This window comes from Nonomuraea sp. NPDC050790, assembly GCF_044456745.1.
GTDB lineage: Bacteria > Actinomycetota > Actinomycetes > Streptosporangiales > Streptosporangiaceae > Nonomuraea.
Window position 1 is genome coordinate 48,300 of sequence record NZ_JBITGF010000004.1, and the last position, 25,938, is coordinate 74,237.

At 71.6% G+C, this 25,938-nt stretch carries 21 protein-coding genes; 12 read left to right on the forward strand and 9 right to left on the reverse strand.

The genetic code is table 11. From position 1 onward, the window contains the following. Positions 1-7: 7 nt before the first annotated feature. A complete protein-coding gene (gene ispG / locus ACIBEJ_RS20655; protein WP_397184374.1) occupies positions 8-1,177 on the forward strand; it encodes a flavodoxin-dependent (E)-4-hydroxy-3-methylbut-2-enyl-diphosphate synthase in 1,170 nt (389 codons plus the stop codon). Here ispG and ACIBEJ_RS20660 read toward each other — a convergent pair. Beyond that, entirely contained in the window at positions 1,161-3,392 is a 2,232-nt protein-coding gene (locus ACIBEJ_RS20660) for a xanthine dehydrogenase family protein molybdopterin-binding subunit (RefSeq protein WP_397184375.1), read from the reverse strand. The two genes, ispG and ACIBEJ_RS20660, sit on opposite strands and share 17 nt — an antisense overlap. Before the next feature lie 136 nt (positions 3,393-3,528). Here ACIBEJ_RS20660 and ACIBEJ_RS20665 point away from each other — a divergent pair, with 136 nt between their 5' ends. From ACIBEJ_RS20665 to ACIBEJ_RS20675, 3 genes are read left to right on the forward strand one after another with little or no spacing between them, the layout of a single operon-like run. Continuing rightward, a complete protein-coding gene (locus ACIBEJ_RS20665; RefSeq protein ID WP_397184376.1) occupies positions 3,529-5,214 on the forward strand; it encodes an alpha/beta hydrolase in 1,686 nt (561 codons plus the stop codon). A gap of 36 nt (positions 5,215-5,250) precedes the next feature. Beyond that, positions 5,251-6,093 carry a GNAT family N-acetyltransferase gene (locus ACIBEJ_RS20670; protein WP_397185269.1) on the forward strand — a complete coding sequence of 281 codons (843 nt, stop codon included), beginning with the start codon at positions 5,251-5,253 and terminating at the stop codon, positions 6,091-6,093. A 2-nt stretch (positions 6,094-6,095) separates the two neighbouring features. After that, positions 6,096-6,653 carry a disulfide bond formation protein DsbA gene (locus ACIBEJ_RS20675; protein ID WP_397184377.1) on the forward strand — a complete coding sequence of 186 codons (558 nt, stop codon included), beginning with the start codon at positions 6,096-6,098 and terminating at the stop codon, positions 6,651-6,653. A 53-nt stretch (positions 6,654-6,706) separates the two neighbouring features. On the opposite strand, the gene ACIBEJ_RS20680 is transcribed toward ACIBEJ_RS20675, so the two are convergent. Together ACIBEJ_RS20680 and ACIBEJ_RS20685 are read right to left on the reverse strand one after the other, a co-directional pair. Then, the gene (locus ACIBEJ_RS20680) at positions 6,707-8,008 is read right to left on the reverse strand and encodes a tetratricopeptide repeat protein (RefSeq protein WP_397184378.1); all 1,302 of its coding nucleotides are present in this window, start codon (positions 8,006-8,008) and stop codon (positions 6,707-6,709) included. After that, the gene (locus ACIBEJ_RS20685) at positions 8,001-10,226 is read right to left on the reverse strand and encodes a hypothetical protein (protein ID WP_397184379.1); all 2,226 of its coding nucleotides are present in this window, start codon (positions 10,224-10,226) and stop codon (positions 8,001-8,003) included. The genes ACIBEJ_RS20680 and ACIBEJ_RS20685 overlap by 8 nt, the downstream gene beginning before the upstream one ends. Positions 10,227-10,239: 13 nt before the next feature. On the opposite strand from ACIBEJ_RS20685, the gene ACIBEJ_RS20690 reads away from it, so the two are divergent. After that, positions 10,240-11,190: a hypothetical protein gene (locus ACIBEJ_RS20690; RefSeq protein ID WP_397184380.1), complete on the forward strand. Its 951-nt coding sequence runs from the start codon at positions 10,240-10,242 to the stop codon at positions 11,188-11,190. Here ACIBEJ_RS20690 and ACIBEJ_RS20695 read toward each other — a convergent pair. The 3 genes from ACIBEJ_RS20695 to ACIBEJ_RS20705 all read right to left on the reverse strand — a co-directional run bounded on the left by ACIBEJ_RS20695 (position 11,176) and on the right by ACIBEJ_RS20705 (position 13,076). Next, positions 11,176-11,571 (reverse strand): DUF3037 domain-containing protein, encoded by a 396-nt coding sequence (locus ACIBEJ_RS20695; RefSeq protein ID WP_397184381.1) that lies wholly within the window; start codon positions 11,569-11,571, stop codon positions 11,176-11,178. The two genes, ACIBEJ_RS20690 and ACIBEJ_RS20695, sit on opposite strands and share 15 nt — an antisense overlap. Next, on the reverse strand, positions 11,568-12,377 hold the full coding sequence (locus ACIBEJ_RS20700; protein ID WP_397184382.1) for a HipA family kinase: 810 nt from the start codon (positions 12,375-12,377) through the stop codon (positions 11,568-11,570). The genes ACIBEJ_RS20695 and ACIBEJ_RS20700 overlap by 4 nt, the downstream gene beginning before the upstream one ends. Positions 12,378-12,536: 159 nt before the next feature. Next, entirely contained in the window at positions 12,537-13,076 is a 540-nt protein-coding gene (locus tag ACIBEJ_RS20705) for a TetR/AcrR family transcriptional regulator (RefSeq protein WP_397184383.1), read from the reverse strand. 63 nt (positions 13,077-13,139) lie between these two features. On the opposite strand from ACIBEJ_RS20705, the gene ACIBEJ_RS20710 reads away from it, so the two are divergent. Both ACIBEJ_RS20710 and ACIBEJ_RS20715 read left to right on the forward strand, forming a co-directional pair. Beyond that, entirely contained in the window at positions 13,140-13,547 is a 408-nt protein-coding gene (locus ACIBEJ_RS20710) for an SRPBCC family protein (protein ID WP_397184384.1), read from the forward strand. Further along, positions 13,531-14,067, forward strand: coding sequence for a hypothetical protein (locus ACIBEJ_RS20715; protein ID WP_397184385.1), 537 nt, complete (start codon positions 13,531-13,533; stop codon positions 14,065-14,067). Before ACIBEJ_RS20710 ends, ACIBEJ_RS20715 begins: the two co-directional genes overlap by 17 nt. Here the strand turns inward: ACIBEJ_RS20715 and ACIBEJ_RS20720 are convergent. Further along, positions 14,051-14,899: a TIGR03619 family F420-dependent LLM class oxidoreductase gene (locus tag ACIBEJ_RS20720; RefSeq protein ID WP_397184386.1), complete on the reverse strand. Its 849-nt coding sequence runs from the start codon at positions 14,897-14,899 to the stop codon at positions 14,051-14,053. The two genes, ACIBEJ_RS20715 and ACIBEJ_RS20720, sit on opposite strands and share 17 nt — an antisense overlap. Next, on the reverse strand, positions 14,896-16,143 hold the full coding sequence (locus ACIBEJ_RS20725; protein ID WP_397184387.1) for an LLM class flavin-dependent oxidoreductase: 1,248 nt from the start codon (positions 16,141-16,143) through the stop codon (positions 14,896-14,898). The genes ACIBEJ_RS20720 and ACIBEJ_RS20725 overlap by 4 nt, the downstream gene beginning before the upstream one ends. A 94-nt stretch (positions 16,144-16,237) precedes the next feature. Between ACIBEJ_RS20725 and ACIBEJ_RS20730 the strand changes: the two genes are divergently transcribed. The 3 genes from ACIBEJ_RS20730 (at position 16,238) to ACIBEJ_RS20740 (ending at position 20,928) form a co-directional block, all read left to right on the forward strand. Then, a complete protein-coding gene (locus ACIBEJ_RS20730; protein WP_397184388.1) occupies positions 16,238-17,053 on the forward strand; it encodes a TIGR03619 family F420-dependent LLM class oxidoreductase in 816 nt (271 codons plus the stop codon). 9 nt (positions 17,054-17,062) lie between these two features. Continuing rightward, positions 17,063-18,850 carry a serine/threonine-protein kinase gene (locus ACIBEJ_RS20735; RefSeq protein WP_397184389.1) on the forward strand — a complete coding sequence of 596 codons (1,788 nt, stop codon included), beginning with the start codon at positions 17,063-17,065 and terminating at the stop codon, positions 18,848-18,850. A gap of 104 nt (positions 18,851-18,954) precedes the next feature. Further along, positions 18,955-20,928: a PASTA domain-containing protein gene (locus ACIBEJ_RS20740; protein ID WP_397184390.1), complete on the forward strand. Its 1,974-nt coding sequence runs from the start codon at positions 18,955-18,957 to the stop codon at positions 20,926-20,928. Between the two features lie 144 nt (positions 20,929-21,072). Here ACIBEJ_RS20740 and ACIBEJ_RS20745 read toward each other — a convergent pair whose 3' ends face one another. Continuing rightward, positions 21,073-21,999, reverse strand: a complete 927-nt coding sequence (locus ACIBEJ_RS20745) for a class I SAM-dependent methyltransferase (protein WP_397184391.1) — start codon at positions 21,997-21,999, stop codon at positions 21,073-21,075. 449 nt (positions 22,000-22,448) lie between these two features. On the opposite strand from ACIBEJ_RS20745, the gene fxsT reads away from it, so the two are divergent. Together fxsT and ACIBEJ_RS20755 are read left to right on the forward strand one after the other, a co-directional pair. Beyond that, a complete protein-coding gene (gene fxsT, locus ACIBEJ_RS20750) occupies positions 22,449-24,920 on the forward strand; it encodes an FxSxx-COOH system tetratricopeptide repeat protein (protein ID WP_397184392.1) in 2,472 nt (823 codons plus the stop codon). 147 nt (positions 24,921-25,067) lie between these two features. Then, positions 25,068-25,910 carry a RimK family alpha-L-glutamate ligase gene (locus ACIBEJ_RS20755; protein WP_397184393.1) on the forward strand — a complete coding sequence of 281 codons (843 nt, stop codon included), beginning with the start codon at positions 25,068-25,070 and terminating at the stop codon, positions 25,908-25,910. The last annotated feature ends 28 nt before the right edge of the window (positions 25,911-25,938 follow it).

A 25,938-nucleotide genomic window follows, 5' to 3' on the forward strand; every position in this document is an offset into this window, starting at 1 on the left:
GGGTCACGTGACTTCTGTAGCACTCGGCATTCCGACGGTCCGCCCGAAGCCGCTCGCCGAACGCCGGCACTCCCGCCAGATCATGGTCGGCAACGTGCCGGTCGGCGGCGACGCGCCGGTGTCCGTGCAGTCGATGACGACCACGGTCACCGCCGACATCAACGCCACCCTGCAGCAGATCGCCGAGCTGACCGCCTCGGGCTGCCAGATCGTCCGCGTCGCGGTGCCGTCCCAGGACGACGCCGAGGCGCTTCCCATCATCGCCAGGAAGTCGCAGATCCCGGTCATCGCCGACATCCACTTCCAGCCCAAGTACGTCTTCGCCGCCATCGACGCGGGCTGCGCCGCGGTGCGGGTCAACCCGGGCAACATCAAGAAGTTCGACGACAAGGTCGGCGAGATCGCCAAGGCCGCCGCCGACGCGGGCACCCCGATCCGCATCGGCGTCAACGCCGGCTCCCTCGACCCCCGCCTGCTGCAGAAGTACGGCAAGGCCACCCCCGAGGCGCTGGTCGAGTCCGCGCTGTGGGAATGCTCACTGTTCGAGGAGCACGGCTTCCGCGACATCAAGATCTCGGTCAAGCACAACGACCCGGTCGTGATGATCAACGCCTACCGGCTGCTGGCCCAGCGCTGCGACTACCCGCTCCACCTCGGCGTCACCGAGGCGGGCCCCGCCTTCCAGGGCACGATCAAGTCCGCGGTCGCCTTCGGCGCGCTGCTGGCCGAGGGCATCGGCGACACCATCCGCGTCTCGCTGTCGGCGCCTCCGGTCGAGGAGGTCAAGGTCGGCGCCCAGATCCTGGAGTCGCTCGGGCTGCGCGAGCGCGGCCTGGAGATCGTCTCCTGCCCGTCCTGCGGCCGCGCCCAGGTCGACGTCTACACGCTGGCCGAGCAGGTCCAGGCCGGTCTGGAGGGCATGAAGGTGCCGCTGCGCGTGGCCGTCATGGGCTGCGTCGTCAACGGCCCCGGCGAGGCCCGCGAGGCCGACCTCGGCGTCGCCTCCGGCAACGGCAAGGGCCAGATCTTCGTCAAGGGCGAGGTCATCAAGACCGTCCCCGAGTCGCAGATCGTGGAGACCCTCATCGAGGAGGCCATGCGCATCGCCGACGAGATGGGCGTCGAGATCGACCTCGACGAGGACGCGCCCGGCCCCCAGGTCACCGTGGGCCGCTGAGCCAGCCCCACACCACCTCGGGCGTCATCGGGGTGCGCGTCACCCGCTCGGCGACCTCGGGCAGCGCCGCGGCGACCGCGTTGGCGATCGCCGCGGGCGGCCCGATCGTGCCCGACTCCCCGGCGCCCTTCATCCCGCCCGGCGTGATCGGCGAAGGGGAGCCGCGCAGCACCGCCGTCATGCCCGGCACCTCGCGCACCGTCGGCGTCAGGTAGTCCGCGTCCGGCTGCCCGTCGGCCGTGTAGACGACCTCCTCGGTCAGCGCCATTCCGATGCTCTGCGCGATGCCGCCCGTCAGTTGCCCCTCGACGATCGCCGGGTTGACCACCACCCCGGAGTCGGCGATCGCCCAGTAGCCCTCCACCTCCACCTTCCCGGTCTCCGGATCGACGGCCACCGCCGCCGCGTGGGCGCCGTAGGCGAAGGTGGTGTCCGGCGGGTCGTAGGTCACCCGCTCCTCCAGGCCGGGCGACCAGCCCTCGGGCAGGTCCCAGCCGCGCCAGGCGTGCGTGGCGATCTCCCGCAGCGTCAGCGCGGCCCGCGGGTCGCCCTTCACCCGCACCGTCGAGTCCACCAGCTCCAGGTCCTCCGGCGCCGCCTCCAGGCGGTGCGCGGCCAGCGCGAGGACACGCTGCCTGAGCCGGTCGGCCGCCTGCCGTAGCGCCCCGCCGCCGACGACCAGCGACCGGCTCGCGATCGAGCCGATCCCCGAGTACGGCGTGGCCGCCGTGTCCCCCAGCACCACCCGCACCCCCTCCAGCGGCACCCCGACCCGCTCGGCCGCGATCTGCGCCAGCGTCGTCTCGATGCCCTGCCCCATCCCGGCCACGCCCGCGGATACGACCACCGAGGCGTCCTGCTCCATCCGCACCACCGCGGTCTCGAACCCGCCGGCCCGCATCCCCATCCGCCGCATCACCTCCGACGGCCCGAGGCCGGTGCCCTCGACCTGGCAGGAGTAGCCGACGCCGCGCCGCCGCCCGTCGTCCTTGACCGGCGCCACGACCAGCTCGCGCAGCGCCAGCAGCGCGCCCGGATAGTCACCCGAGTCGTACGCCTGCCCCATCCGGCTGGTGTACGGCAGTTCCTCCGGCCCGATCAGGTTGCGCAGCCGCAGCTCGACGGGGTCGAGGCCGAGCCGCCTGGCCGCCTCGTCGACCAGCCGCTCCCTGGTCATCGCCGCCTCCGGCATGCCGAAGCCCCGGTAGGAGCCCGTCGGCACGGTGTTGGTGAGCACACACCGCAGCCGCGCCCCCGCCCGCTCGAACCGGTACGGGCCAGGCAGCATCGAGGCGGTCACCGCGAACGGCGAGGTGCCCACGTTGGAGGGATGCGCGCCGAGGTCGCCGAGCACCTCCGCGTGGATCGCCACGAACCGACCGCCGGTGTCCAGGGCCAGCCGGGCCCGGTGCGTCGCCGCCCGCGCGGGCAGCGACGCCATCAGGCGCTCGCCCGGCGGTTCCGTCCAGGCCACCGGACGGCCCAGCCGCATCGCCGCCAGGCACACCAGCGCCTCGTCCGGATACAGATGGTCCTTCGCGCCGAACCCGCCGCCGGTGTCGCCCGTGATCACCCGGACGCGGTCGAGGGTGAGGCCGAGCGCGTGCGCCACGTGGCCGCGGACGTGGTGCGGGGCCTGGGTGCTGGTCCACAGGGTGAGCTGGCCGTCGGCGTGGTGGGCCACGACGCCGCGGGGCTCCATGGGGTACGGCGCGGCCCTGCCGTACGTGAAGGACATCTCCACGACGTGGGCCGCCTCGACCCGCGCCGCGTCGGCGTCGCCCAGCGTGAAGTCCGCGACCACCTCGCCCTCGCGAGGGTCCACGACGGCGGGCAGCTCGGCGAGGTCCAGGTCGATGAGGTCGGCGGCGTCGCGGGCGAGTTCCGGGGTGCGGGCCACGACCAGGGCGACCGGCTGGCCGGCGTAGCGCAGGGTGTGGTCGAGCACCGGGTAGTCGGTCTGGGTCTGGCCGGGGGCCACGGTGACGCAGGGGAGCGCGGCGCCGGTCACCTCGTCCGGGGTGATCACGTCGAGGACGCCGTCGAGGGTCCGCAGCGCGCCGGCCGCGCAGCCGAGCAGGCGGCCGTGCGCGATCGGGCTCCTGACCACGTAGGCGTGGACCATGCCGGGCAGGCGCACCGCTCCCACGAACCGGCCGGTGCCCGTCAGGAGGCGGGCGTCTTCCCTGCGAAGTGTCCTGGATCCGATGACCATGTCGTGATTCTGGGTCGATTACACAAGGCAATCAAGCGATTACACCATGGTAAGAGTTTCTCCATACCGAATGTAGTGGATCTGTCGCGGAAGGCAAGATCGGCGTGCCGTACGAGTAGAGCGGGGGAACAGCCGGGTGAAGCGGGTCGTCGGGATTGTCGCCGGACTGGCGGTGCTGGCCATGGGGGCCGTGGGGATCGAAGGCGCGGTGGCCGCGCCCTCCGCGGCGTCCTCGGGGGCGTCCTCCGGGCGCGCGGAGGTCGGCTTGGAGAAGCGCGCGGAAGCCTTGGAGAGGCGCGCGGACATCGTCTGGGAGAAGTGCGCGGGCAAGAAGCAGGGGTCGGTCACCGGGGACGTGCTCGGCGCCGCCGGGCTGGCCGAGGAGGAGCCGGCGGGGCCGGGGGTCGAGTGCGCCACGGTCCGGGTGCCGCTGGACTACCGCGAGCCCATGGGACAGACCATCAAGGTCGCGCTCAACCGGGTCAAGGGCAGCGTCTCGCGTGACCACCATCATCTCGGGACGCTTCTGGTGAACCCGGGCGGGCCCGGCGCCTCCGGCCGGGATCTGGCCGAGTATGTGGCCGCCGCGCTCCCGCCCAAGCTGGCCGCGCGCTTCGACGTGATCGGCTTCGACCCGCGTGGCGTCGGGGCCAGCGAGCCCGCGCTGCGCTGCGTCGATCCGGCCAAGTACTACGCGCCGCCGCGGCCGGACGCGGTGCCGCGTACCCAGCGCGACCAGAACGTGCTGCTGGCCCGCGCCCGCGACTACGCCGACCGCTGCGGCAACCTGTGGGCCTGGATGCTGCCGCACATGACCACCGAGAACGTCGCCCGCGACATCGACACGATCCGGGCCGCGCTCGACGAGCAGGAGATCAGCTACCTCGGCTACTCCTACGGCACCTACCTCGGCGCCGCCTACGCCACGCTCTACCCCGAGCGGATCAAGCGCCTCGTGCTCGACAGCAGCGTGGACCCCGACGGGGTCTGGTACAAGGCCAACCTGGCCCAGGACCGCGGCTTCGAGCGCCGGCACCGCGACTTCCTGGCCTGGACGGCCAAGAACAACAAGGTGTACAAGCTGGGGCGTACCGCCAAGCAGGCGGGCTTCGCCTGGTACCAGATGCGCTCGCGGCTGCGCGATCGGCCCGCCGGGGGCGTGGTCGGCCCGAGCGAGCTCGACGACATCTTCACCGTCGGCGGCTACACCGACACCATCTGGCCCTCCCTGGCCCAGGCGTGGGCGGCCTACGTCCGCAAGGGCGAGACGAAGGACCTGGTCGCGGCGTTCCGGCGGCACGGTGAGAAGGACGCGGAGGACGAGAACGGCTACGCCGTCTACCTGGGCGTGCAGTGCCGTGACGCCGCCTGGCCGCGCGACTGGAAGGTGTGGCAGTCTGACATGAGCCAGTTGCACCGCAGGGCGCCGTTCCTGACCTGGCCGAACGCCTGGTACAACGCGCCGTGCGTCTTCTGGCCGGTGCCCGGCGGGAAGCCGCCCAGGATCCAGGGGTCCAAGGAACTGCCTCCGGTGCTGATGCTGCAGTCCAAGGGCGACGCGGCCACGCCGTACGTCGGGGCGCTGAACATGCGCAAGCTGTTCCCCACCGCCCGCATGCTCACCGAGCCCGGCGGCAACCACGGCATCTCGCTGGCCGGCAACCGCTGCATCGACCGGGCGCTGGCCGCCTACCTGACCGACGCGACCGTGCCCAAGTTCGGGGCCACGTGCCCGAGCCTGCCCGCACCTCGCCCGGCCGCTCGCATGTCGTCCGGTTTGCCCCAGGGTCACGAAAGGCTCACCGAGGTCCTCGCCAGATGAGCCAATCGGGGGGCGTTCGCGTAGTCTGACCGTGTGATGCTGCGTACATCGGCGTCGCGCGTGCTCGACGACAGCGATCGCGATGAGGTGCTCGACCTGCTCGACACCGATCCGGTCGCCAACGTCTTCGTCGCCTCCCGGGTGCGGACCGTCGGACTCAATCCGGCGCGGCTGGGTGGTCAGATGTGGGGCTTCGGGCCGCGCGGCGGTCTCGTCTCGCTCTGCTACGCCGGCGCCAACCTGGTGCCCGTCAACGCCGGCCCCGAAGCCGTGCACGCCTTCGCGGACCGTGCGCGCAAGCAGGGCCGGCGCTGCTCGTCCATCGTCGGCCCGCAGGACGCGGTGTCGCTGCTGTGGGAGCGGCTGGAGCCGCACTGGGGGCGGGCGCGGGCGATCCGCTGGGCGCAGCCGGTGATGGCGACCGCGCAGAAGCCGCTCGTCCCCGCCGATCCGCTGGTACGGCGGGTGCGGCCCGACCAGTTCGAGCGGCTCCTGCCGGCCTGCGTGGCGATGTTCACCGAGGAGGTCGGGGTCTCGCCCAACGCCGGCGACGGCGGCGCCCTCTACCGGACCCGGGTGGCCGAGCTCATCAGGATCGGGCGCTCGTATGCCCGCATCGACGACGGCCGGGTCGTGTTCAAGGCGGAGGTCGGGGCGGTGACGCCGCAGGCCTGCCAGATCCAGGGCGTCTGGGTGGACCCGCAGCTCAGGGGCCAGGGGCACGCGGTGGCCGGGATGGCCGCGGTGGTGGAGGCGGCGCTGGCCTGCTTCGCGCCGGTGGTGACGCTCTACGTCAACGACTTCAACCACTCGGCGCGGGCGGTGTACCGGAAGGTCGGATTCCACGAGGTGGACACCTTCATGTCAGTACTTTTCTAACTATGTTGGTCTCTTTCTGGTTTGACCCGACGTGTCCCTACACGTGGGTGGCGTCGCGGTGGCTCGTCGAGGCCGCCCAGGTCCGCCCGCTCGACATCAGGTGGCGGCTGCTCAGCCTGGCCGCGCTGAACGAGCACCTGGAGGTGGACCCCGAAGGGGACACCGAGGGCTACCTGTGGCTGCCCGCCCGGGTCGGCGCGGCCGTGGAACTGGCCCACGGCTCGGCCGCGCTCGGCCGCTTCTACGAGCAGGCGCACAAGCTCGACGGCTGGGACTGGACGGTGGCACTGAAAGCCGCCGGCCTCCCTCCCGAGTTGGCCGCCGCCGCGAACACCACCGCCTACGACGACCACCTGCGCGCCTCGACCGCCGAGGGAGTGGCGAAGGTCGGCCCGCACGTGGGCACCCCCATCATCGCCGTCGAGGACGGCCCGGCCTGGTTCGGCCCGGTCATCTCACAGATCCCCCGCGGCGAGTCGGCCGGCACCCTGTGGGACGCCACACTGATCGTGGCCTCCACCCCAGGCTTCCACGAACTCAAGGGCGGCCCCGTCCCCTGAGCCGGCGGGATGGCCGACGACCGTCCACCCCACCAGATGCGCGGCTGACGTGCTTACGCTGACCCGATCGCCCGGTTGATCGGCACCCGGGTCAGAAAGCTGTCCGGCGACGACAGGCTGGCCGCCTTCGCCGCCACTATCGCCCTCGCACGCTCCAGCCAATGCCGGGCTTCGTCCTTGCCGCACTGCTGAAGTACCTGGTGGTGCACGTAGTACACCTCCTCGGACCGCAGCGCCGGCATCGTCCCGGCCTCCTCCAGAAGGGACACGGCGACCGAGCTGGAGTTGAGCGCCTCGTCGATCTCGCCGCGCTGGAGGTTCACGAGCGCTCCCAAGGACAGAGCGCCGACCAGACTCCGTCGGAACCCGGTCCTCCGGCACTCCTGAACGGTCTCGTCGCACAGGCGGCGGGCCCGTTCGAGATCCCGGTGGCCCGGCGTCGTGAGCACCTCGGCCAGGTAGATACGCAGAATGGGGACGATCGAGGCGTGCCCGGCCCGCAGGACCCGCTCGTAGCCGGCGTCGATCACCGGCCGGGCCTCGTCCGGCCTGCCCCACTCCAGGTAGAGCTTGCCGAGGAGTCCCTGGTTGTATCCCTGGTGCACGCTGAGGTCGGCGTCCTCGCGAAGGATGCGGAGTGCTTCCTGGAGCACCTGCTCGGCTTCTTCGAACCGGCCGGTCGCGGTGAGCAACTGGCCAAGATAGTTGGAGATCATCGCGAATTGGTCTCGCGCGTGGGCCGCCTCCAACGCCGTGATCGACCGGCGCAGGCTCTCCTCCGCCTCGTCGAACCGGCCGTCGTCGAAGGCCGCGACGCCGACGTGTCCGTGAAGCCGCGCGGCCTGCACGCGGAAGAGCGGCCGGTCCGCGGGCGGGATGTCGGCCTCGGTGTATCGCTCGGCGACTCTGCGAGCCTCTTCGAGCGTGGCCATCCCGTCGGCCATGTCCAGCCCCACCAGATGGTGACCCAGACATGACAGCGCCTCCACACGGGCCAGGGGGCTGTCCGACCGTTCCGCGTGCGCGGCGGCCTCGCGGAAGCAGGCGACTCCCGCGGGCAGACCTTCCGCCGCCAGGCGATAGGCGCCGGCGCTGATGCCGGCCAGAGCTTGGAGCTCGGGATCGCCGGTACGGGCTGCCGCCTCCACCGCCGCCTCCACCTGAGCGCGGATCCCGTCGCAGGGCGTGGTGGCCCACCAGAGCTCGGTCGCGGTGATCTGGAGGTGGCTGAGCCGTACCAGGAGAGGGTCGTCCGGCGCTTGCGAGGCAAGGCCTTCCCTGCAGTGTTCGGCCACACGGTGGTAGTCGCCGCGCTCGTAGGCGGAGAGGGCGGCGTGTAGCAGGCGGTCAGTCATCCTGGCGCTCCTCTTGCGACAGCCGTGCGGCCTCGGCCTCCAGCCAGGTCGAGGGAACGAGGTCGGTGTTGCCGCGGGCATGTTCTGCCGCCTCGCGCAGGAAGCCCGCGGCGGCGTCCGGCCGGCCCGTCTCGTGGGCCTCGATCGCCTGAAGCAGGGCCCGCGCGGCCTTGCCGTCGCCGCCTTCGCCGGACGGGAACGCGGTGACCGAGAGTTGCGCGGCCGTGCGGGCCGCGCCCATCCTGTCCTGTGTCCAACAGGCCCATGCGATGTTGTACTGGGTCATCCCAAGGATGCGCGGGATCTCCACCTGACGACCCTCTTCGTGGGCCTGGCGGAGGGACTCCAGAGCCGCCTCGATGTCGCCGAGGCCCAGTTGCGCGATGCCCAGGACGTTGCGCGCGTACCCGAGCGCCTCCGGCACGCGGGCGGTCTGGTAGTCGGCGATGCCGGCTGCTGCGCTTTCCGCGGCCTCGGCCCACCTGCCGGCCACGACGTACGCGGCACTGCGGGCGTCGTGCGCCCGAGCCCGCGTCATGGGATCGCCCGTCTCGGCTGCCAGGGCGTCGAGCCGATCGGCGACCTCCAGCGCGGTCTCGACCTGCTCCAGGTAGGAGTAGGTCAGGCTCAGGCAGAGCAGGGCGTGGTCCTCATGGAACCGTTCGCCGATCTCGCGTGCGACGTCGACGGCACGTTCCAGAAGCGTGGTGGCGTCGCGTAGCCGTCGTGACTGGCGGAAGAGGTCGCCGAGGGCGAACAGCGCGCGGGTGAGCTGTAGTTTGCGGCCGGGCGCGAGCTCGGCCAGCCGGATCGCCTTCTCCAGGATGGCCACGCTGTCGTCGGTGGGTCCGCCGACGTGATGGGCGAGCCCCTTGCCGACCAGATGGGCGAGCAGCGCCTCCTCGTCGGCGAGCCGGCCGTCGATGGCCTCGTGCATGCCGAGAACCTCGCGGACCGAGCCCTGCCAGAGCAGGAACTCGCCGATCTCGTCCAGCAGGAAGGCCGCCGCGTCGTAGTCCTCGGCACGGACGCGGTGCTCGAACTCCAGCCGATGCTGGACCAGGTCGTCGGCGGAGGTCCACGGCTTTGGAGCACGCTGGGTGGCGTACCAACTGGCCACGCGGCGCTCCAGCACGCGGCTGCCCCAGGGGTTCTGGTCGTCCAGCGCGGCATAGGCGATGTCGGCGTCCAGCGGGTGGAGGGTGAAGGTCCGCGCTCGCGCGTGGCGGGTGACCATGTAGATGTCGGCCAGCCTGGCGAGCGCGCGCTGAGGATCCAGGCCGGGGGAGAGGGGCCGCATCACCCACTGGACGGCCTCGGGCGGCACCGGGCTCCGGAAGACCGCGAGCACGTCGAGTGTCAGGCGCTCCTCTTCGCTCAGCTCGTCGAGGTTGTGCTGGGCGAGCTGCTCCACGATGTTGCCGCGCGCGGAGTAGTCGCTGATGACGTCGTCAAGCGTGGGCAGCGTCAGGTGGTCGTTGACGATCGCGCCGATGGCCAGCTCCAGCGCGCGGGGGACACCGTGCAGGCGCCGTGCGGCGGCTTCGAGCTCTGCCCGGGAGGCCGCGGACAGGCCCGCCGCACCGTCGTGGTCGAGTTCGAGCAGCAGGTCGGCGCTGTCGGAGACGGGCAGCCCCTCCTGTAGATGGACACGGGACTCGAAGCGGCGGAGGGCGGGATCGAGGTTCAGCGGGGTCTGGGTGGTGAGCAGCACCCGCGGCGCGTTGGGCACGCGGAACACGGTCTCGAAGAACGGCACCAGGTCCTCGCCACGCAGCCGCCCGTCGCTGCGCAGGTGGTCCTCGAAGTTGTCCAGTACCAAGAGCACGCGCCGCCCCTGCCCGAGGGCCTCGAACAGGTCGATCAGCCGGTCGTAAGCCGACTGCTGCCGCCCCCAGAGCGCGTGCAGCGCCTCACGTTCCCCGGCGGGGACCAGCCGGCAGCAGGCGAAGAAGATGCGCTCGACGGTGATCGCACCATCGACCCGGCTGCTGAGGTTGACGAACCCCTGGAAGGGCGTGCCCCGCGCGGAGAGGGTCTCGACCACCTTCGCGCCGAGGGCGCTCTTTCCGATGCCCCGTCGCCCGAGGATGCTCACCATCCGGATGCCGGGTCTGGCCAGGGTCTCGCACAGCAGGGTCAGTTGATCGGTGCGGTCCTTGAACAAGTCCAGCCCATATCCGATGGGTGGTCCCACGACCGTGGGCGAAGGGGCCATAGATCCTTTTATCATGTCCTTGAACGTTCCTGTGGAAAAGGAGTTCGGGTTGGCCGAAAAGGAAATTCCGACCCGGCATGAACGTGTGATGCAGGCTGTCCGCGACAGAAGCGTTCAGGTTCTCACCTGGGTGACTTTGTGTGGCGTGGTATTCGTCGGCGCCGGCTGGATCATGGATGGCGCCGCGTACGTGCCGGGGCTTCTTCTGGAGCTCGGAGTTTCGCTCATGTTGCTGGTGCCGCTGGCGCTTCTCGGTCTGATGCTGGAAAAGCGGCTGCGTAAGACCGAAGAGCACATTCGCGATGCCACCGCGCGCCTCGACGCGCTGAGCGCGGTCACCAGGGAACGGCTGATCGAGCACCGCCGCCAGCGTGCCGACCTCTACCAAAACGCGCAGCGCAATCCCACGCAGACCCTGCTACGCGAGTTGCTCCAGGACGCGATCGCGGTCGGCGCGGTCACGCCAGAGGGTCCGCGCGTGCGCATCGCGGGCACCACGTTGCGCCTGCGTCTGCGCATGGCACAACAGGACCAGAACACCCTGGAAGCCGTCGTGGAAGAAGTCGGTGGCGCGGCCAGGAAAAGCCTCTCCTGGCTGGTGGAAGAAAGCGCGGAGAACTTCGCCGAACGGCTGGCCGAGGTATTGAGAACAGACCAAGTCTATCCTGGCGATCAGTCCTATGATCCGTCCGACCTGCTCCTGCGCTTCGTCGAACTCCTGCACACCGCTGTCGAGGCGCGGACCGGGGAAAGCGAGCACGACCTTGGGACGGTCGTCGAAATACCCAATACGCAATGGGTGGTCAGCCGTGAAGGGCTCTACTGCCTGGACCGGCACTACCACATTCCGGCGGCACGCCTGACCGGCTTCACCGACTGGCCGACCTACATGGCCGGCCAGGAATGGGCGGACGGCGCGCGGTTCGGGGAGGCGTTCCGGCTGGCCCGCTCACTGTTGAAGTGAGCGGGAGATGTGGACGAGGGTGGTGAGGAGGCGGTCGAGTTCGGCGTCGGGGTCGGTGGTGAGGCCGGCGTGGACGGGGCCGGTCTGGACGATGGTGCTTCTGGGGGCGGTCAGCCAGCGGAAGCGGGCGCCCAGGGGCTGGGCCGACAGGGGGCCGGCGGAGGCGTCGCAGGTCAGTTGGTAGGCGGCCAGCGCCTGGCGGAGGGCGGGGAGGTCGGCTTGCGGGTCCAGGGCGTGGAGGCGGGACTCGTCGAGGTCCACTCGGGCGCAGAGGTAGTTGCGGGGCTGGCAGTACAGGAGCACGCCGACGTTGATCTGCTCGCCGCGCTCCACGCGGGGGATCACGCGGATGACGGCGTACTCGTAGGCGTCCATGCTCATCGGTCGCCTCCGCGCCAGAACTCGCCGACCGAGGCCGGGCCGGGTTTCGCCTTGTGCTCCTCTTCGCGGACCAGCCACGTGCCGGGGCCGTGGGCGCGCTGGAGGAGGTGGTCGATGTACGCCTGCCGGACGTCGGCGGCGGTGTCGAAGCCGGGTTCGCCGTCCAGCCATTCGTCGGGGACGAGGGCGGTGACCTCGCGCAGGAGGTCGGCGGTGATGCGCGGCGCCAGGTCGGCGGCGGCGTCGTCGAGGCGGGTGGCGTGGGGGGCCAGGACGTGGTCGCTCGCGTCGAAGCGGCGCTGCGGGTCGGCGGTGCGCCAGTTGTGGTGGAACCAGAGCGCCGCGCCGTGGTCGATCAGCCAGACGGTGTGGTGCCAGACCAGGAGATTGGGGTTGCGCCAGGTGCGGTCGATGTTGTGGATCAGGCCGTCGAACCAGACCACGCGCGAGGCGAACCCGGGGTCTGGAGGCCACGCCATCGGCTCGAAACCCAGCGCGCCGGGCAGGAAGTCCACGGCCAGGTTGAGGCCCGCGCTCTTGCGCAGCAGCTCCTGGACCTCCTCGTCGGGCTCGCGGTCGCCGAACTGCGGGTCCAGGTCGATGAGCTTCAGCTCGGGGGTGCGCAGGCCGAGCCGCCTGGCCAGCTCCGCGCAGATGATCTCGGCGACGAGCACCCGCCTGCCCTGCCCCGCCTCGCGGAACTTGACGGCATAGGTGCCGAGATCGTCGGCCTCCACCACACCCGGCAGCGACCCGCCCTCCCTCAGCGGCGTCACATACCTCGTCGCCGTCAGCCTCTCCAACACATGATCGAGGCTACCGGTTGTTTTTCTCTCCTGTACGGCTCCGCCCCGCCCACCCGCACCGCCGCACCCGGCGCGCGCCCGTCGAGCGATGGTCGTGAGGGCTCACGGCGCACTCGCCGCAACAACTCCACCCTTGACCCGCGCCCGCGAAACCCCGTGTCAGTCACCCAGTAGTTCCGCCAGTGCCAGGGCGGCCAGGGCGGTTGTGTCCTGGTGCATGATGCCCAGGCGGCGCAGCGCCGCCACCCCCAGGTAGCTCGCGTACCCCGCCAGCACGCGGCGCGCCGCCTCCTCCGCGACGATTCCCGTCTCGGCGACCGTGGTCGTCATGAACGCCATGCGGCGCTCGTTCACCCTCTTGGCCACCTCCGCCACGGCGGGGTCGTCGGCGTCGCTGATCAGGCGGAACGAGACCGCCGCCTCGACCGGGTCGGCGAAGGCCAGTTCCAGGAGGGTGCGCAGGCGTTCGCGGGGATCGGGGATCTTCTCCAGGTTCCGGATGATGTGCTCGGTCTCGCGTTCCCAGTGGGCCAGGGCCGCCTCGACCAGGGCCTGCCGGTTGGCGAAGTGCCAGTAGAAGCTGCCTTTGGAGACGCCCAGCCGTACCGCCACGGGTTCCACGGCGACGGCGGCCAGGCCGCCTTCGGCGAGGGCGGCCAAGGCGGCGCGCGCCCAGTCGCCGGCGTTCAACTTACCCACCCGTCCAGCCTGCCATACGGTGGCGTATAGTCGGACCATACGCATCCGTATGGAGGTCGCGAGATGGTCTACAACGTGCACGAACGCGTCGTCGACGGGAGCCCGGAAGAGGTGTGGGCGCAGCTCACCGATGTCGGGCGGATCTATCCGGAGACCAGCGGGACGTTCGAGTTGCCCGAGGGGCTCTTCGAGGGGGCGCCGGTGCGGCACGACGGGCAGCGCTACCGGGTGGCGGTCGTCGAGCCCGGTCGCAGGCTGTGGTTCGACGTCGGCAGGACGATCGGGGGCGGTCACGGGTTCGAGCTGTTCCCCGTGGCGGGCGGGACGCTGGTGCGGCACACGATCAACGGGCGGCTGTCGGGGCTGTTCGCGCTGCTGTGGCCGCTGGTCATCCGCCGTGCTCACGACCGGGCGCTCGAAGGGCTGCTCGACAACCTTGAGCGCGAGGTCGCGCGTGCCCACGCTGGCTGAGGGGTTCATCCCGGTTCCGGATGCCTCGGAACGTCACGCGATCGTGATCGCCGCGTCCCGCGAGCGGGTCTGGGCGGCGGTCAGGCGGCCGGACCCCTCCGACATCCGCCTGGTGAAGCCGCTGTTCGCGGCCAGGAACCTGATCTCCAGGCTGCTGCACGGGCACGAGCAGCGTGACATGCCGGCCTTCACGCCGCTGGCGGAGGAGCCGGGACGGGAGGTCGTGCTCGGCACCGTGGGCCAGTGGTGGCGGCTCGGGCGGTCGGAGGGCGTCGCGCCGATCGGGGACGCGCAGGCGTTCAGCGCCTTCGACCGTCCCGGCTACGCCAAGGGCACCTTCAGCTTCCTGCTGGAGGAGGCCGGGCCGGGGCGGGTCAGGCTGGTGACCGAGACCAGGGTCGCGGCCACCAGCCCGGACGCCCGCCGGGCCTTCCTGCGCTACTGGAGGCTGATCCGGCTGGGCAGCGGGCTGGTGCGCTGGGCCATCCTGTCGTCGATCAAGGCTAGAACCTCGCGATGACCTCCTCGGCGAAGCGCTCCATCGTGGCGATCTTGAGCTCCAGGGTGCCTTCGCCGTGCCTGGCCTTCTCCTCCGGCGTGGCCAGCCACCACGGCGCGGCCATCGTGGCGGTGACGCCCTTGGCGGCGAAGCGCCGGTAGACGTCGGCGTCCGGCATCACCGCCAGCGGGGCGACGACCTCGAACGGACGGTCCTTCGGCAGCTTGGCCAGGACGGGGTCGAGTTGTTCCTCGGTGTAGATCCGGTTGCCGATCCAGCCGTCGCCGAGCCGGGTGGCGCGGGTGAGCGCGGCCTCGCTGTCGCCGCCGACGTAGATCGGGATGTTCCCGGACGGCGTGGGACAGATGGACAGTTCGGGCAGGCCGTCCAGCTTGACCGTCGACCCCGTCCACAGCTCCCGCAGGGCCGGGATCATCTCGTCCAGCCGCCGTCCCCGGGTGTGGAAGTCCTGGCCGGTCGCCTGGAACTCCTCCTTGCACCAGCCCACCCCGACCCCGAACGTCACGCGCTCGCCCGACAGCACCGCCGCCGTCGAGACCTGCTTGGCCACGGTGAACAGGTCGCGGGCCGGCGCGATGTACACGTTCGGGGAGAAACGCAGCGTGCTGGTCACCGCCGCCATCGCGCCGATCGTCACCCAGGTGTCCGGCCAGTGGGTGCCGGCGTCCCAGCGCGGCCTGCCGCTCTTGGAATAGGGGTACGGCGAGGCGAAGTCGGCGTAGAAGATGTGGTCGGAGAGCGTCAGCGTGTCGAACCCGCAGCGCTCGGCGGCCCTGGCCAGCTCCACGAACTGGTCGGTGGGGACGAACGAGGCCCCCAGCCAGAATTTCACTGGAACTCCGGGATGACCTTGGTGGCGAACAGCTCCAGGTTGCGCTTGACCGTGTCGAGCGGCAGCACGCCCTGCTGGCCCTGCATGTACAAGCCGAACCACTCCAGGTCGGGCATCCGGTCGAGCATGCGCTGGATGCCGCGCTTGACGTCGTCGGGGGTGCCGAACAGGGCCATCTCGACGTCGTTCATGCGCTTGGCGTCGCCCTTCTCGGGGGAGATGGGCTTGTGCTTCTCGTCCTCCTTCTTGCGCAGCACCTCCAGGTAGCCGAAGGGGCCGAAGAACGCGGCGAAGTCCTTGGGGATGCTGCGGCCGAAGGTGTTGATGGCCTCCTCGGTCGTGTCCGCGATGCCGACGATCTTGAGGATGCCGGTGTGCTCGCCGAGCTTGTAGTCGCGCCCCTGCCTGGCCGACTCCTCCTGGTAGAGCTTGGCCTTGGCGGCGTGGTCGTCCGGGTTGGGGGTGAACATCCAGGGCAGGATGTTCTCCTGCGCGGCGCGGATGACCGAGCGGTCGGAGATCGTGAACGGCTGCCAGAGCTCCGGGTGCGGATTCTGGTACGGCCGGGGGCAGACCGAGACCGCCTGGACCTTCCCTTCGTCGTCCAGTTCCCCGGGCGCGCCGAACGTCTTCGTCCACTCCTGCGCCGGCCAGCCCTCGATGCCGTCGAAGGGGAAGGGCACCTCGTAGTCCAGCACGTCGGACTTGTAGCGCAGCGTCTCCTGGGTCCACGCCATCTTCATGATCTTCAGGACCTCGCCGAAGACGTCGAAGTTGCGCGTGTCGGAGGCGGAGCCGTCCGAGCGGGCCGCGGCGGCGTGCCAGCGCTGGCCCAGGACGTTCATCCAGCGGTTCTGGTAGCCGCGGGCGACGCCCAGGCGCAGCCGTCCCTTGCTGAACTGGTCGAGCAGCGCCACGTCCTCCGCGGCCCTGATCGGGTCCCAGGCGGGCAGGACCATGCCGAGCGGGGCCAGCAGGATGCGTTCGGTGCGTGCCGCGAGGTCGGTGAGGAACATCAGCGGGTTGACCGAGAACTCCATCCCCTCCGAGTGGAAGTGGTGCTCGGTCATCATGAGCGCGTCGAAGCCGATCTGGTCGGCGTGGACGGCGATCTCCCGCACCTCGTGCAACAGCCGCTGGTACGACTCGGTGTCACGTCCGATGGGCCGCTTGGCCTTGGCGTTCTCCTCGGCGGCATATCCGGAGCCTGGAATCTGCGGGTTCAGGAAGATGGAAAACTTCACCGGGAGTCCTCTTTCCGCGGGGCGTTTCTCTGACCGGCAAGCTACTCTAAGAATCTTAGCCGAGCAATCGCTTGGTTGACATGGGAGGTCGGCAATGCGGCTGGGCGTCACGATGTTCTCCACCGATCTGGCCATGCCGGTGCCGGACCTGGCGCGGGCCGCCGAGGAGCGCGGCTTCTCCTCGCTGCTCCTGCCCGAGCACACCCACATCCCCGTCTCCCGTCGTACGCGGCCGGCCGGCGGGCAGGCGGTCCTGCCGGAGGAGTACAAGCGCACGGTGGACCCGCTCGTCGCCCTCGGCGCGGCGGCGGCGGTGACCTCGCGGATCCGGCTCGGCACCGCCATCCTGCTGGCCGCCCAGCGCGAGCCCATCGTCACCGCCAAGGCCGTGGCCACGCTCGACCACCTGTCCGGCGGGCGGGTGATGCTCGGGATCGGGTTCGGGTGGAACGTCGAGGAGATCGAGAACCACGGCGTGCCGTACCGGGAGAGGCGGGAGGTCGCGCGGCGCAACGTGCTGGCGATGCGCGCGCTGTGGAGCCAGGACGTGGCCGCCTTCGAGGGCGTCGAGCCGTCGTGGTCGTGGCCCAAGCCGGTCTCGGGACCGCCGGTATACGTGGGCGGCGCGGCGGGGCCCAAGATGTTCGCGCACGTCGCCGAGTACGCCGAGGGGTGGATGCCGATCGGCGGCAAGGGCGTCAAGGCGGCGCTGCCCGCGCTGCGCGAGGCGTGCGAGAAGGCCGGGCGCCCCATGGCCGAGGTCATCCCGATCGGGACGCTGCCCACCCCCGAGAAGCTCGACTACTTCGCCGCCCTGGGCATCACCGAAGTGGTCGCCAACCTGCCGAGCGCGACCGCCGACCGGGTGCTGCCCGTGCTCGACTCCTATGCGGAACGCTTCCTGTCATAATTACGCGCTATGTCGCGATTGGCGGAGCTTCGGACGGGCGATCCGCGCCGGTTGGGTTCCTACCTGCTGGCGGGCCGGCTCGGTCAGGGCGGGCAGGGCGTCGTCTTCCTCGGCACGACCCCGGCCGGCGCGCAGGTCGCGATCAAGCTGCTCCACGCCAGCGTGGCGGCCGACCCCGCGGTGCGCAGGCGCTTCCTCGGCGAGGTGGAGGCGGTGCGCAGGGTCGCGCCGTTCTGCACGGCTCAGGTGCTCGACGCCGCCCTGGAGGACGACCGGCCGTACATCGTCAGCGAGTACGTGGACGGCGTCTCGCTGCGCGACCACGTCGTGGCCAAGGGGCCCAGGGCGGGCGGCTCGCTCGACCGGCTGGCCATCGGCACCGCCACCGCGCTGAGCGCCATCCACCGCGCCGGGGTGGTGCACCGCGACTTCAAGCCGGACAACGTCCTGCTGAGCCTGGACGGGCCCAGGGTCATCGACTTCGGCGTCTCCCGCCTCATGGACGGCGCCGCCACCACCAACCGGATCCCCGTCGGCACGCCCGCGTACCTGGCCCCGGAGCGCATCGAGGGCGAGTCCGCCGGCCCGCCCGCCGACATGTACGCCTGGGCCCTCACCCTCGCCTACACCGCCAACGGCCGCCACGCCTACCGCGCCGACACCTACCAGGAGATCCTCGCCCGCATCATGTACGGCCGGCCCGACCTCGGCACGCTGACCGGGCGGCTGCGCGAGATCGTGGAGGCGTGCCTGGCGCGTGTGCCGGGGGAGCGGCCGGGGGCGGAGGAGGTGCTGGGTTCGCTGCTGGGCCACGGCGGCCTGGACGCCCGCGACGCGCTGACCTCAGGCGCCATGGCCGCCGTGGACGCCACCGACCCCCGCCTCGGCGTTCCGGAGGGGAACGTCTCGGCCGGCGACGGCAGCGACACCCGCCCTTTCGGCCCCGACGACTCCGCCCCCACCAACCCGGGCCCGGCCACCCCACCCCCCTCAGACACCCTTTCGACACCCGCCCCCGGAACCGGCCACCCGGCCAACGGCCTCCCGGCCGGGTCCGCGCCTGGCGGGATTTTGGCGGGGGGCGGAAACGCCAGGGCCGGCGCTGCTGACGGGCTTGTCGCGGCGGCGCCGGGTGGCGGGCCCGGCGCGGGTGAAGGGCCTGCGGCGGCGTCGGGTTCCGGCGGCGCGGGTGAAGGGCTTGCGGCGGCGTCGGCTTCCGGCGGCGCGGGTGAAGGGCTTGCGGCGGCACCGGGTTCCGGCGGCGCGGGCGAAGGGGGTGTGTCGGCGTCGGCTTCCGGTGGCGCGGGTGGCGAGACCGCCACGGGCGGCGGAGCTACCGCTGGTGGCGCGTCTCTTCCCGGTGGTGGGTCTGCCGCTGTGCCGGGTGGTGGGCGGGTCGGCAGGTGGCAGGTGGCTGTTGCCGTGGTGGGGGTGTTGGCGGGGGTGGCGGGGTTCGGGTTGTGGTTGCGGGGTGCGCAGAGCCCAGGGCTGGCCGGGACCTGGACCGGGTCGGCCGACCACCCGAGCGCGGGCCGCGTGTTCCCGGTGGAGATCAGGCTGGCCGGCGAGGGTGGGTCCGCCATGCGCTGGGGCGCCGACCTGCACTGCTCGGGCCGCCTCAGCGAGACCTCCAGCGCGATGGTCTTCACCCTCGACGAGGTACGCGGCCAGGAGTGCTACCCGGGCACCCTCCGGATGTTCCCCAGCGGCGGCGACATGGACCAGGCGGTGATCAGAGTGACCCGCAGCGGTGACACCGATGTCACCTATTCGGGCAAGGTCAGCCGCCCGTCCTGACCCGATGTGTCACGGTCGTGTGCCGATTGGGCGGCCCGCGTTGACTGTCCGGCGTTGGTTGCTTTCAGTGGAATGAGTACCGGGTGGCGGCGAGGGGAGGCCCTGTGCCTGACACGCAGCCGCTCAAATCGGGGGACCCGCGGCTACTGGGCGACTACACACTGTCCGGCCGGCTGGGCGAAGGCGGCCAGGGCGTGGTGTTCCTCGGGATGAGGGGCGAGGAACGATACGCGATCAAACTGCTCCACGGGCCGGTGGGGGACGAGCAGGCCGCCTTCTTACGCGAGGTGGAACTGGCCAAGCACGTCGCGCGGTTCTGCACCGCCCAGGTCGCCGACGCCGGGTTCGACGACGGCCGGCCGTACATCGTGAGCGAGTTCGTGGACGGGCCGTCGCTGTACCGGGACGTCGCGCTCACCGGGCCGAAGAGCGGCGGCGCGCTGGAGCGGCTCGCGGTCGGGACCGCGACCGCGCTCGCGGCCATCCACCGCGCCGGGATCGTGCACCGCGACTTCAAGCCGCAGAACGTGCTGCTCGGCCCGGACGGGCCCCGGGTGATCGACTTCGGACTCGCGCGCGTGCTCGACGCCGCCGCCACGCAGAGCGGGCGCGGGGTGGGCACGCCCGCCTACATGGCGCCGGAGCAGATCACCGCCGCGCTGGTCACCGGCGCGGCGGACGTGTTCTCGTGGGGCGCCACCATGTGCTTCGCGGCCAACGCCAGCGCGCCGTTCGGGCAGGACTCCGTGGCGCCGGTGCTGCACCGCATCCTCACCGCGGCGCCTGAGCTGGGGCGGCTGGACGGGTACCTGCGCGACCTCGTGGCGGCCTGCCTCGACAAGGACGCGCGCAACCGGCCGTCGAGCCGCGACCTGCTCTACGCGCTGCTCGGCGACTCGGAAGAGGTGCCGGCGGAGGTGCTGCGCTCACCTCCGCCGCACCTGCTGCGCACGGGCGCGCCCCCGATGGCCGAGGCGGAGACGACCGGGGCCGCGCCGGAGGTCTACCACCTGCCCGCCGTGGGCCAGCCGGCCGCCGCCGGAGGCCGAGCGGCCGGGGCCGTGAGCCACCCCGGCGCCGTGAGCCACCCCCGCGCAGTCGGCCATGCCGCCGCCGTGAGTCATCCGGCGACGCTGAGCCAGGACACGCAGGACGTGCGCGCCACCCAGCGGGCCAGCGCCGCCAACCGCGCGGGCTTGGCGGTCTCGTGCGCGCTGCTGGTGAGCGCGGCCGTGCTGGTGACGCTGCTGGTTCCGGCCTTCCGCACGGGCGAGGGGCCGGCGCCGCAGGCCGCCGCGCAGCCCAGCGGGTCCGCGCCCGCGCTGCTGCTGCCGCAACTCGCCGAGCCCTCACCGTCGCGCGAGCGGCAGGAGACGAAGGTACGAGGGGGCGCCACCGACCCGGCTCCGCCACCGCCGAGGGTGGAGCCGGTAGGGGTGGGGGTGCCGAGCTTGGTGGGGATGGATCGTTCCGCGGCGGTCAAGGCGCTCAGGCGGGCGGGGCTCAGCGCCGGGTCGGTCAAGGAGGTGGACTCCAAGGAGCGGATCGGCCGGGTGCTGTCCAGCCGGCCCGCGGCGGGCGCGCTGCTGGCCAAGGGGGCGGAGGTGGATCTCGACGTTTCCGCGGGGCTGGCCGTACCGGAGCTGACGGGGTTGAGCAGGAAGGCGGCCGAGCTCGCGCTGGCGCGGACCGGGCTGAAGACCGGCGCGGTGAGCAGGGCCTGCTCGGCGCAGCCGGGCGGGCGGGTGCTGTCGTCCGCGCCCGGGGCGGGCAGCCGGGTGGCGGGCGGGAGCGCGGTGGCGCTGGTCGTCGCCCAGCACGGGGCCGAGGTGCCCGCGGTCACCGGCAAGGGCAGGGACGGCGCGCTCGCGGCGCTGAAGGCGGCCGGGTTCGCCGTCGAGCAGCGGGTGCAGATCGTGACCCAGCCCGGCGAGGTGGACGTGGTGCTCGCCCAGAGCGTGCCGGCGGGCCGTTGCGCGCAGCCCGGCCGGACGATCGTCATCACGGTGGGAGTCGAAGGACAGACCGGGCCGGATCCCGGCGAACCCGACCCCGACCCCACCCCGACACCCTCCTGACCCTCCCCTGCCGACCCCAACCGTCCCAGACCCAGGCCGCCCCTGACCCCCTGACCGCCGCTGACCCTGACCGCCGCCGCTCGCCGCCGCCCGCCGCTGACCGTCCCTGGCCGCCCCTGGGCGCCCCGCCGCCCAGGGTGGCGTTCACGAGGCGGGCGCCTCCACGGCCGGGCGTTCCTGGCTTCCGCCGCGTACGCGCGCGGCGTTGACGAACACGGCGACGAAGGAGTAGAGCCGGTCGGCGTAGACCTGCCGCATCTCGCCGAGCCGGAGCCCCGCCTCGTCGGCGCGGGCGGCGACCGCGAGCGGCGGCACGGCCCGGGTGCGCAGGCCGACCTTCTCGCCACTCGTGGACATGGCCAGGTAGAGCGGGTGGGCCTCGGTGTAGCCGGGGTCGATGTCGCAGACGATCAGGGTCCCGCCCGGCGCGAGCAGACCGGCCAGGCGCCCGAAGTCCGGCATCACCGGCATCGAGGACAGGACGAGGTTGAGCAGGATCACGTCCTGCGACCGGGGCGCGACGCGGTCGCGGACCCGGTTGATGTCCTCGACCAGGACCTTCGTGCGCTCGTAGAGCGGCTGACCGGCGAGATGGCGCTGGAACTGCTCGGCCATCCCCGGGCAGAAGTCCACGTAGGTCCAGCGCATCGAGGTGTCGAGGAAGAAGTGCGTCGCCACGTTCTTGCCGGAGCCGCCGCCCAGGTCGAGCACGCGCAGGGCGGGCTTGGCGGCCCGGAGCCCGACCAGCAGCCTGATGACCGCCCGGTGGGTTCCAGCAGGTTGGCTGAGTTGCGCTGGTCGTAGTTGGGGGCGATGGCCTGGTAGAAGTCGCGGGCCTGCGTGGTCTCGAAGAGCTCGACGTCCTCCTCGCCGCCGTCCGCGGGGGTGAAAGCCTCCTCGCGCGGCCCCACCCTCGGCGGCCAGAACTCGATCGACCTCCCCTGCCGGTACGCGCCGACGAGCACGACCAGGACGATGACGGCGACCCCCGTCACCAGATAGCCCGAGCCGCTGCCCAGGGCGTCGAACACGTGCTTCAGATCCATCGGTATCCTCCTTACCTGCGTCCATGAACGCTCGCGCGCGGGTGTCCCGCCAGAGCGGTGGACAAGATCGCGCTGGAAACGCGCCACGCGCGGATGGGACAGGACACGCGGGGACGCGGGCTCGGGAAATAGGTCAGGCTTTTCCGCGCGATAGCGGTCACATAAATGCTTTATGGGTGCTAATGCACGGACAATTCGCGTACTGTTGCGGACAAGCTTGGACAATCGCGGACAGCAGTATGAGGTGTTATGGGAGATGAGTCTGCGGAACTTGCCGCTGTCGCAACAAAGGAAGACTTGGCGCGACTTATGCGTATACTTCGTGCCCGTGCGGATATGCCGGCGTATCGGGATCTGGAGAAACGCGCGGTCGCCGTCGGCGGCTCGCTGCCGCGTACGACGCTGGGAGAAGTGCTCAACGGGCGTAAGTTCCCAACGAGGGCATTTCTGATTACCTTTCTCAACGTCTGCGAGGTGCCGGAAGCCGAGCAGGTGACGTGGCTGCGGGTGTGGTATCGCCTGGCCGCCGAGTACCACGCCGGCGTGGCCGCGGAGGGCGTACGCGCGGCCGAGGGCGAGCATCTGCAACGCGAGATCGAGCGCCTGGGCGAGGAACTGGATCAGGAGCGGCGCCGGATGTCCGAGCATGTCGCCCGGCTGGAGGAAACTGTCCCGATCCTGCGCCAGGCCGTCTCGGCGCTCGCCGAGTCGGGACAGCACGATCTGGCCGAGCAGATCTCCACCGGCCTCGTGGACCTGTGCCGCGCCGCCGCCGGTGAGAAGGCGCCCGCCTGCCTGCGCCTGCGTTACGAGCGGGCGCTGATCCTGGCCCAGCGCGGCGCCCCCTCCGTGCTGACCCTGCTCGGAGAGGTGCTGGCCGACTGCAAGGAGACGCTCGACGCCACCGATCCGCTGACCGCCGCCGTGGAGGCCGCCTTCGCCCACCACGCCTCGGGCGCGCCGCCCGCGACCGGCATGCTGCCCACCGTCTGGAACGTCGAGCCGCGCAACCCCGAGTTCACCGGCAGGCAGGAGGTCATCGCCGAACTCGGCCGCCGCTTCCGCACCGGCGGCCTGGCCAAGGTCCAGGTGCTGCGCGGATGGGTCGGCGTGGGCAAGACGCAGATCGCGATCGAGTACGCCCACCAGTTCGCCGCCGACTACTCCGTCGTGTGGTGGATCGACGCCGAGGACCCGATGCTGATCGGCAAGCAACTGGCGGAACTCGCGGTCCAGTTGGAGCTGGCGATCCCCGACGTGGACTCGGGCAGCGCGGTCGCCCTGCTCAAGGCCCACCTGCGCCAGCACCCGGGCTGGCTGCTGCTGATCGACAACGCCGAGGATCCCGGGCTGGTGCGCCGCTGGCTGCCGGGCGGGCCCGGCCACGTGGTGATCACCTCCCGGGTGGGCGGCTGGGAGCACCTGGCCGTCACCGTCCCGGTGAACGTCATGGAGCGCGCCGAGTCGGTCCAGCTCATCCGCAGCCACGGGCCGGACCTGCGGGGCTCGGAGGCGGCGGCGCTGGCCGCCGAACTCGGCGACCTCCCGCTCGCGCTGGTGCAGGCCGGTACCTTCCTCGCCGAGACCGCGACCGCGCCTGGCGACTACCTGGGCCTGCTGCGCTCGCGGCCGAAGGAGGTGCTGAGCGAGGGCGCGGCGGGCGAGTATCCGCACTCGCTGGCCGCCGCCGTGGGCCTGACCATCGAACGGCTGGCCAGGCACGAACCGGTCGGCCTGGCGCTGGCCCGGATCTGCGCGTTCCTGGCGCCGGACACGATCCCGGTGGAATGGCTGGTCGGCCGGCACCCCGCCGCCGCGCGGGAAGGCCCGCTGGACGGCCTGACGGCGGCCGAGGACGACGCGCTCGCCCTGCGCAGGGGCGTCGGCTCGATGAGCCGCTTCGGCCTGGCCGTCGGCGCCCGCGGCGGGCTGCGCCTGCACCGGCTCACCCAGAGCATCATCCGCGACCATCTGCCCCCGGCCGAGCAGGAGAGCGTCCTGGAGCACGCCAGGGCGCTGCTGGCCCGCCACCATCCCGGCGATCCGGAGGATCCCGCGGGCTGGCCGGCCTGGTCGCGCATGGTCCCGCACCTGTTCGCGGTCGCTCCTGACGCCTCCGGCGACCACGACCTGAGGGAGATGGCCTGCGACGCGGGCTGGTACCTGATCGAGCGCGGGGAGGCCCAGGCCAGCGCCAGGTTCTCGGCCAAGCTGTACGCCCGCTGGCAGAAGACCCTGGGCCCGAGGCACCCGCAGACCCTCGCCGCCGCCCGCGACCTGGCCAGGGCGTTACGCGAGCAGGGCGACTACGCCGACGCGGCCACGCTCTACGAACGGGCCACCGGCGAGGCCGAGGCGGGCCTGGGCGCCGACGACCCCCTGACGCTGCGGCTCAAGCACGGGTACGCGATCGACCTGCACCTCCTGGGCCGCGACCGGGAGGCGTACGCGTTGCAGAAGGACGCCTTCACCCGCTACGAGCGCGTGCTCGGACCCAGGCACCCGCACACCCTGCACTCGGCCAACCACCTGGCGGTGGCGCTGCACGCGCTCGGCCGCTTCGAGGAGGCCCGCGACCTGCACGAGGAGACCTACGCCCGCTACCGCGACGTGCTCGGCGACGACCACCCCGACACGCTCCGCTCGGCCAACAACCTCGCCGTGGACCTGCGGACCCTGGGTGAGCACACCCGCGCCCACACCCTCCAGGTCGAGGCGCTGACCCGCCGGAGACGCACGCTCGGCGACGATCATCCGCACACGTTGCAGTCGGCCACGAGCCTCGCGGAGACGCTTCACACAATGGGCCGTTCCGAGGAGGCATTACGCCTCCTGCACGAAACCCACGACCGCAGCGTGAAGGTTTTGGGACCCCGTCATCCGGACTCCCTGCACGCGAGCCGAAACCTTACTAGCATCCAGGAGACCCTTCGACATTCCTCATAGACATCTGCCCTTGGGAATCGTTGCCCGCGCCCAACTCTCATGGTTCTATTAGGGCGGCCGATTTCCAAAGGACGGGTGCACATGGCTCATGCGCGCATTGCCTTGGTGACAGCCAGACCACGACCGGAAGTCAATCCCGATTTGGATATGCCGCTGCTGCACGCGGCCTTCGACGAGGTCGAGGCGGAAGCGGAAATCACGCACTGGGACGATCCCGACATCGACTGGGCGTGTTTCGACCTCGCCGTCGTGCGCTCGCCCTGGGACTACTCCTGGCGCTCGGCCGAGTTCCTGGCCTGGGTCGACCGCACCGCGGAGCGGACCCGCGTGGCCAACCCGCCGGAGATCATCCACTGGAACGCCCGCAAGGAGTACCTGCTCGAACTCCGCGAGCGGCAGGTCCCGGTGGTGCCTACCGGCTACCTGGTCCCCGGCTCCCCGATGGACCTGCCCTCGGGGTACGACTTCGTCGTCAAGCCGGCCGTCGGCGCGGGGGCGCGTTTCGCGGCCCGCTACACCCCGGGCGACCGGGCCCTGGCCGCCGCCCACGTCGAACGCATCCATGCCGACGGGGTCACCGCGATGGTCCAGCCGTACCTCTCACGCATCGACGTGAGCGGGGAGCGCGCGCTGGTGTTCGTGCGCAACCGCTTCCTGCACGCCATCCGCAAGCGGGCGGTCCTGGCGCCGGGCCTGCGCTACGACCAGCCCAGGGACGCCCACCCCGGCACCGAGCCCTGGCAGCCCACCTCCGCCGAGCGGGATCTCGCCGAGCGGGTGCTGAGCTGCGTGCCCGACGCCGGCCGGCTCCTGTACGCCCGGGTGGACATGGCCGACGACGCGGCGGGCAACCCGGTGCTGACGGAGCTCGAACTCGTCGAGCCGGGCCTCTACCTGCGCTTCCACAAGGGCTCGATCCCCACGTTCGTGGAGGCGATGGTGGACGTCGCACAGGCGCTCCGACCGGCCGGCAGCGGCCGTCCGGGCTGAGCGGCACCGCCACAGGAACCTTCCAGCC

Bases quoted from the DNA above. Each gene is read 5' to 3' on its own strand.
- ACIBEJ_RS20660 (WP_397184375.1), bottom strand. From the start codon at position 3,392: ATGGTCATCGGATCCAGGACACTTCGCAGGGAAGACGCCCGCCTCCTG.
- ACIBEJ_RS20670 (WP_397185269.1), top strand. From the start codon at position 5,251: ATGCTGCGTACATCGGCGTCGCGCGTGCTCGACGACAGCGATCGCGAT.
- ACIBEJ_RS20675 (WP_397184377.1), top strand. From the start codon at position 6,096: ATGTTGGTCTCTTTCTGGTTTGACCCGACGTGTCCCTACACGTGGGTG.
- ACIBEJ_RS20680 (WP_397184378.1), bottom strand. From the start codon at position 8,008: ATGACTGACCGCCTGCTACACGCCGCCCTCTCCGCCTACGAGCGCGGC.
- ACIBEJ_RS20685 (WP_397184379.1), bottom strand. From the start codon at position 10,226: ATGGCCCCTTCGCCCACGGTCGTGGGACCACCCATCGGATATGGGCTG.
- ACIBEJ_RS20690 (WP_397184380.1), top strand. From the start codon at position 10,240: ATGTCCTTGAACGTTCCTGTGGAAAAGGAGTTCGGGTTGGCCGAAAAG.
- ACIBEJ_RS20695 (WP_397184381.1), bottom strand. From the start codon at position 11,571: ATGAGCATGGACGCCTACGAGTACGCCGTCATCCGCGTGATCCCCCGC.
- ACIBEJ_RS20710 (WP_397184384.1), top strand. From the start codon at position 13,140: ATGGTCTACAACGTGCACGAACGCGTCGTCGACGGGAGCCCGGAAGAG.
- ACIBEJ_RS20730 (WP_397184388.1), top strand. From the start codon at position 16,238: ATGCGGCTGGGCGTCACGATGTTCTCCACCGATCTGGCCATGCCGGTG.
- ACIBEJ_RS20735 (WP_397184389.1), top strand. From the start codon at position 17,063: ATGTCGCGATTGGCGGAGCTTCGGACGGGCGATCCGCGCCGGTTGGGT.
- ACIBEJ_RS20745 (WP_397184391.1), bottom strand. From the start codon at position 21,999: ATGGACGCAGGTAAGGAGGATACCGATGGATCTGAAGCACGTGTTCGA.
- ACIBEJ_RS20755 (WP_397184393.1), top strand. From the start codon at position 25,068: ATGCCGCTGCTGCACGCGGCCTTCGACGAGGTCGAGGCGGAAGCGGAA.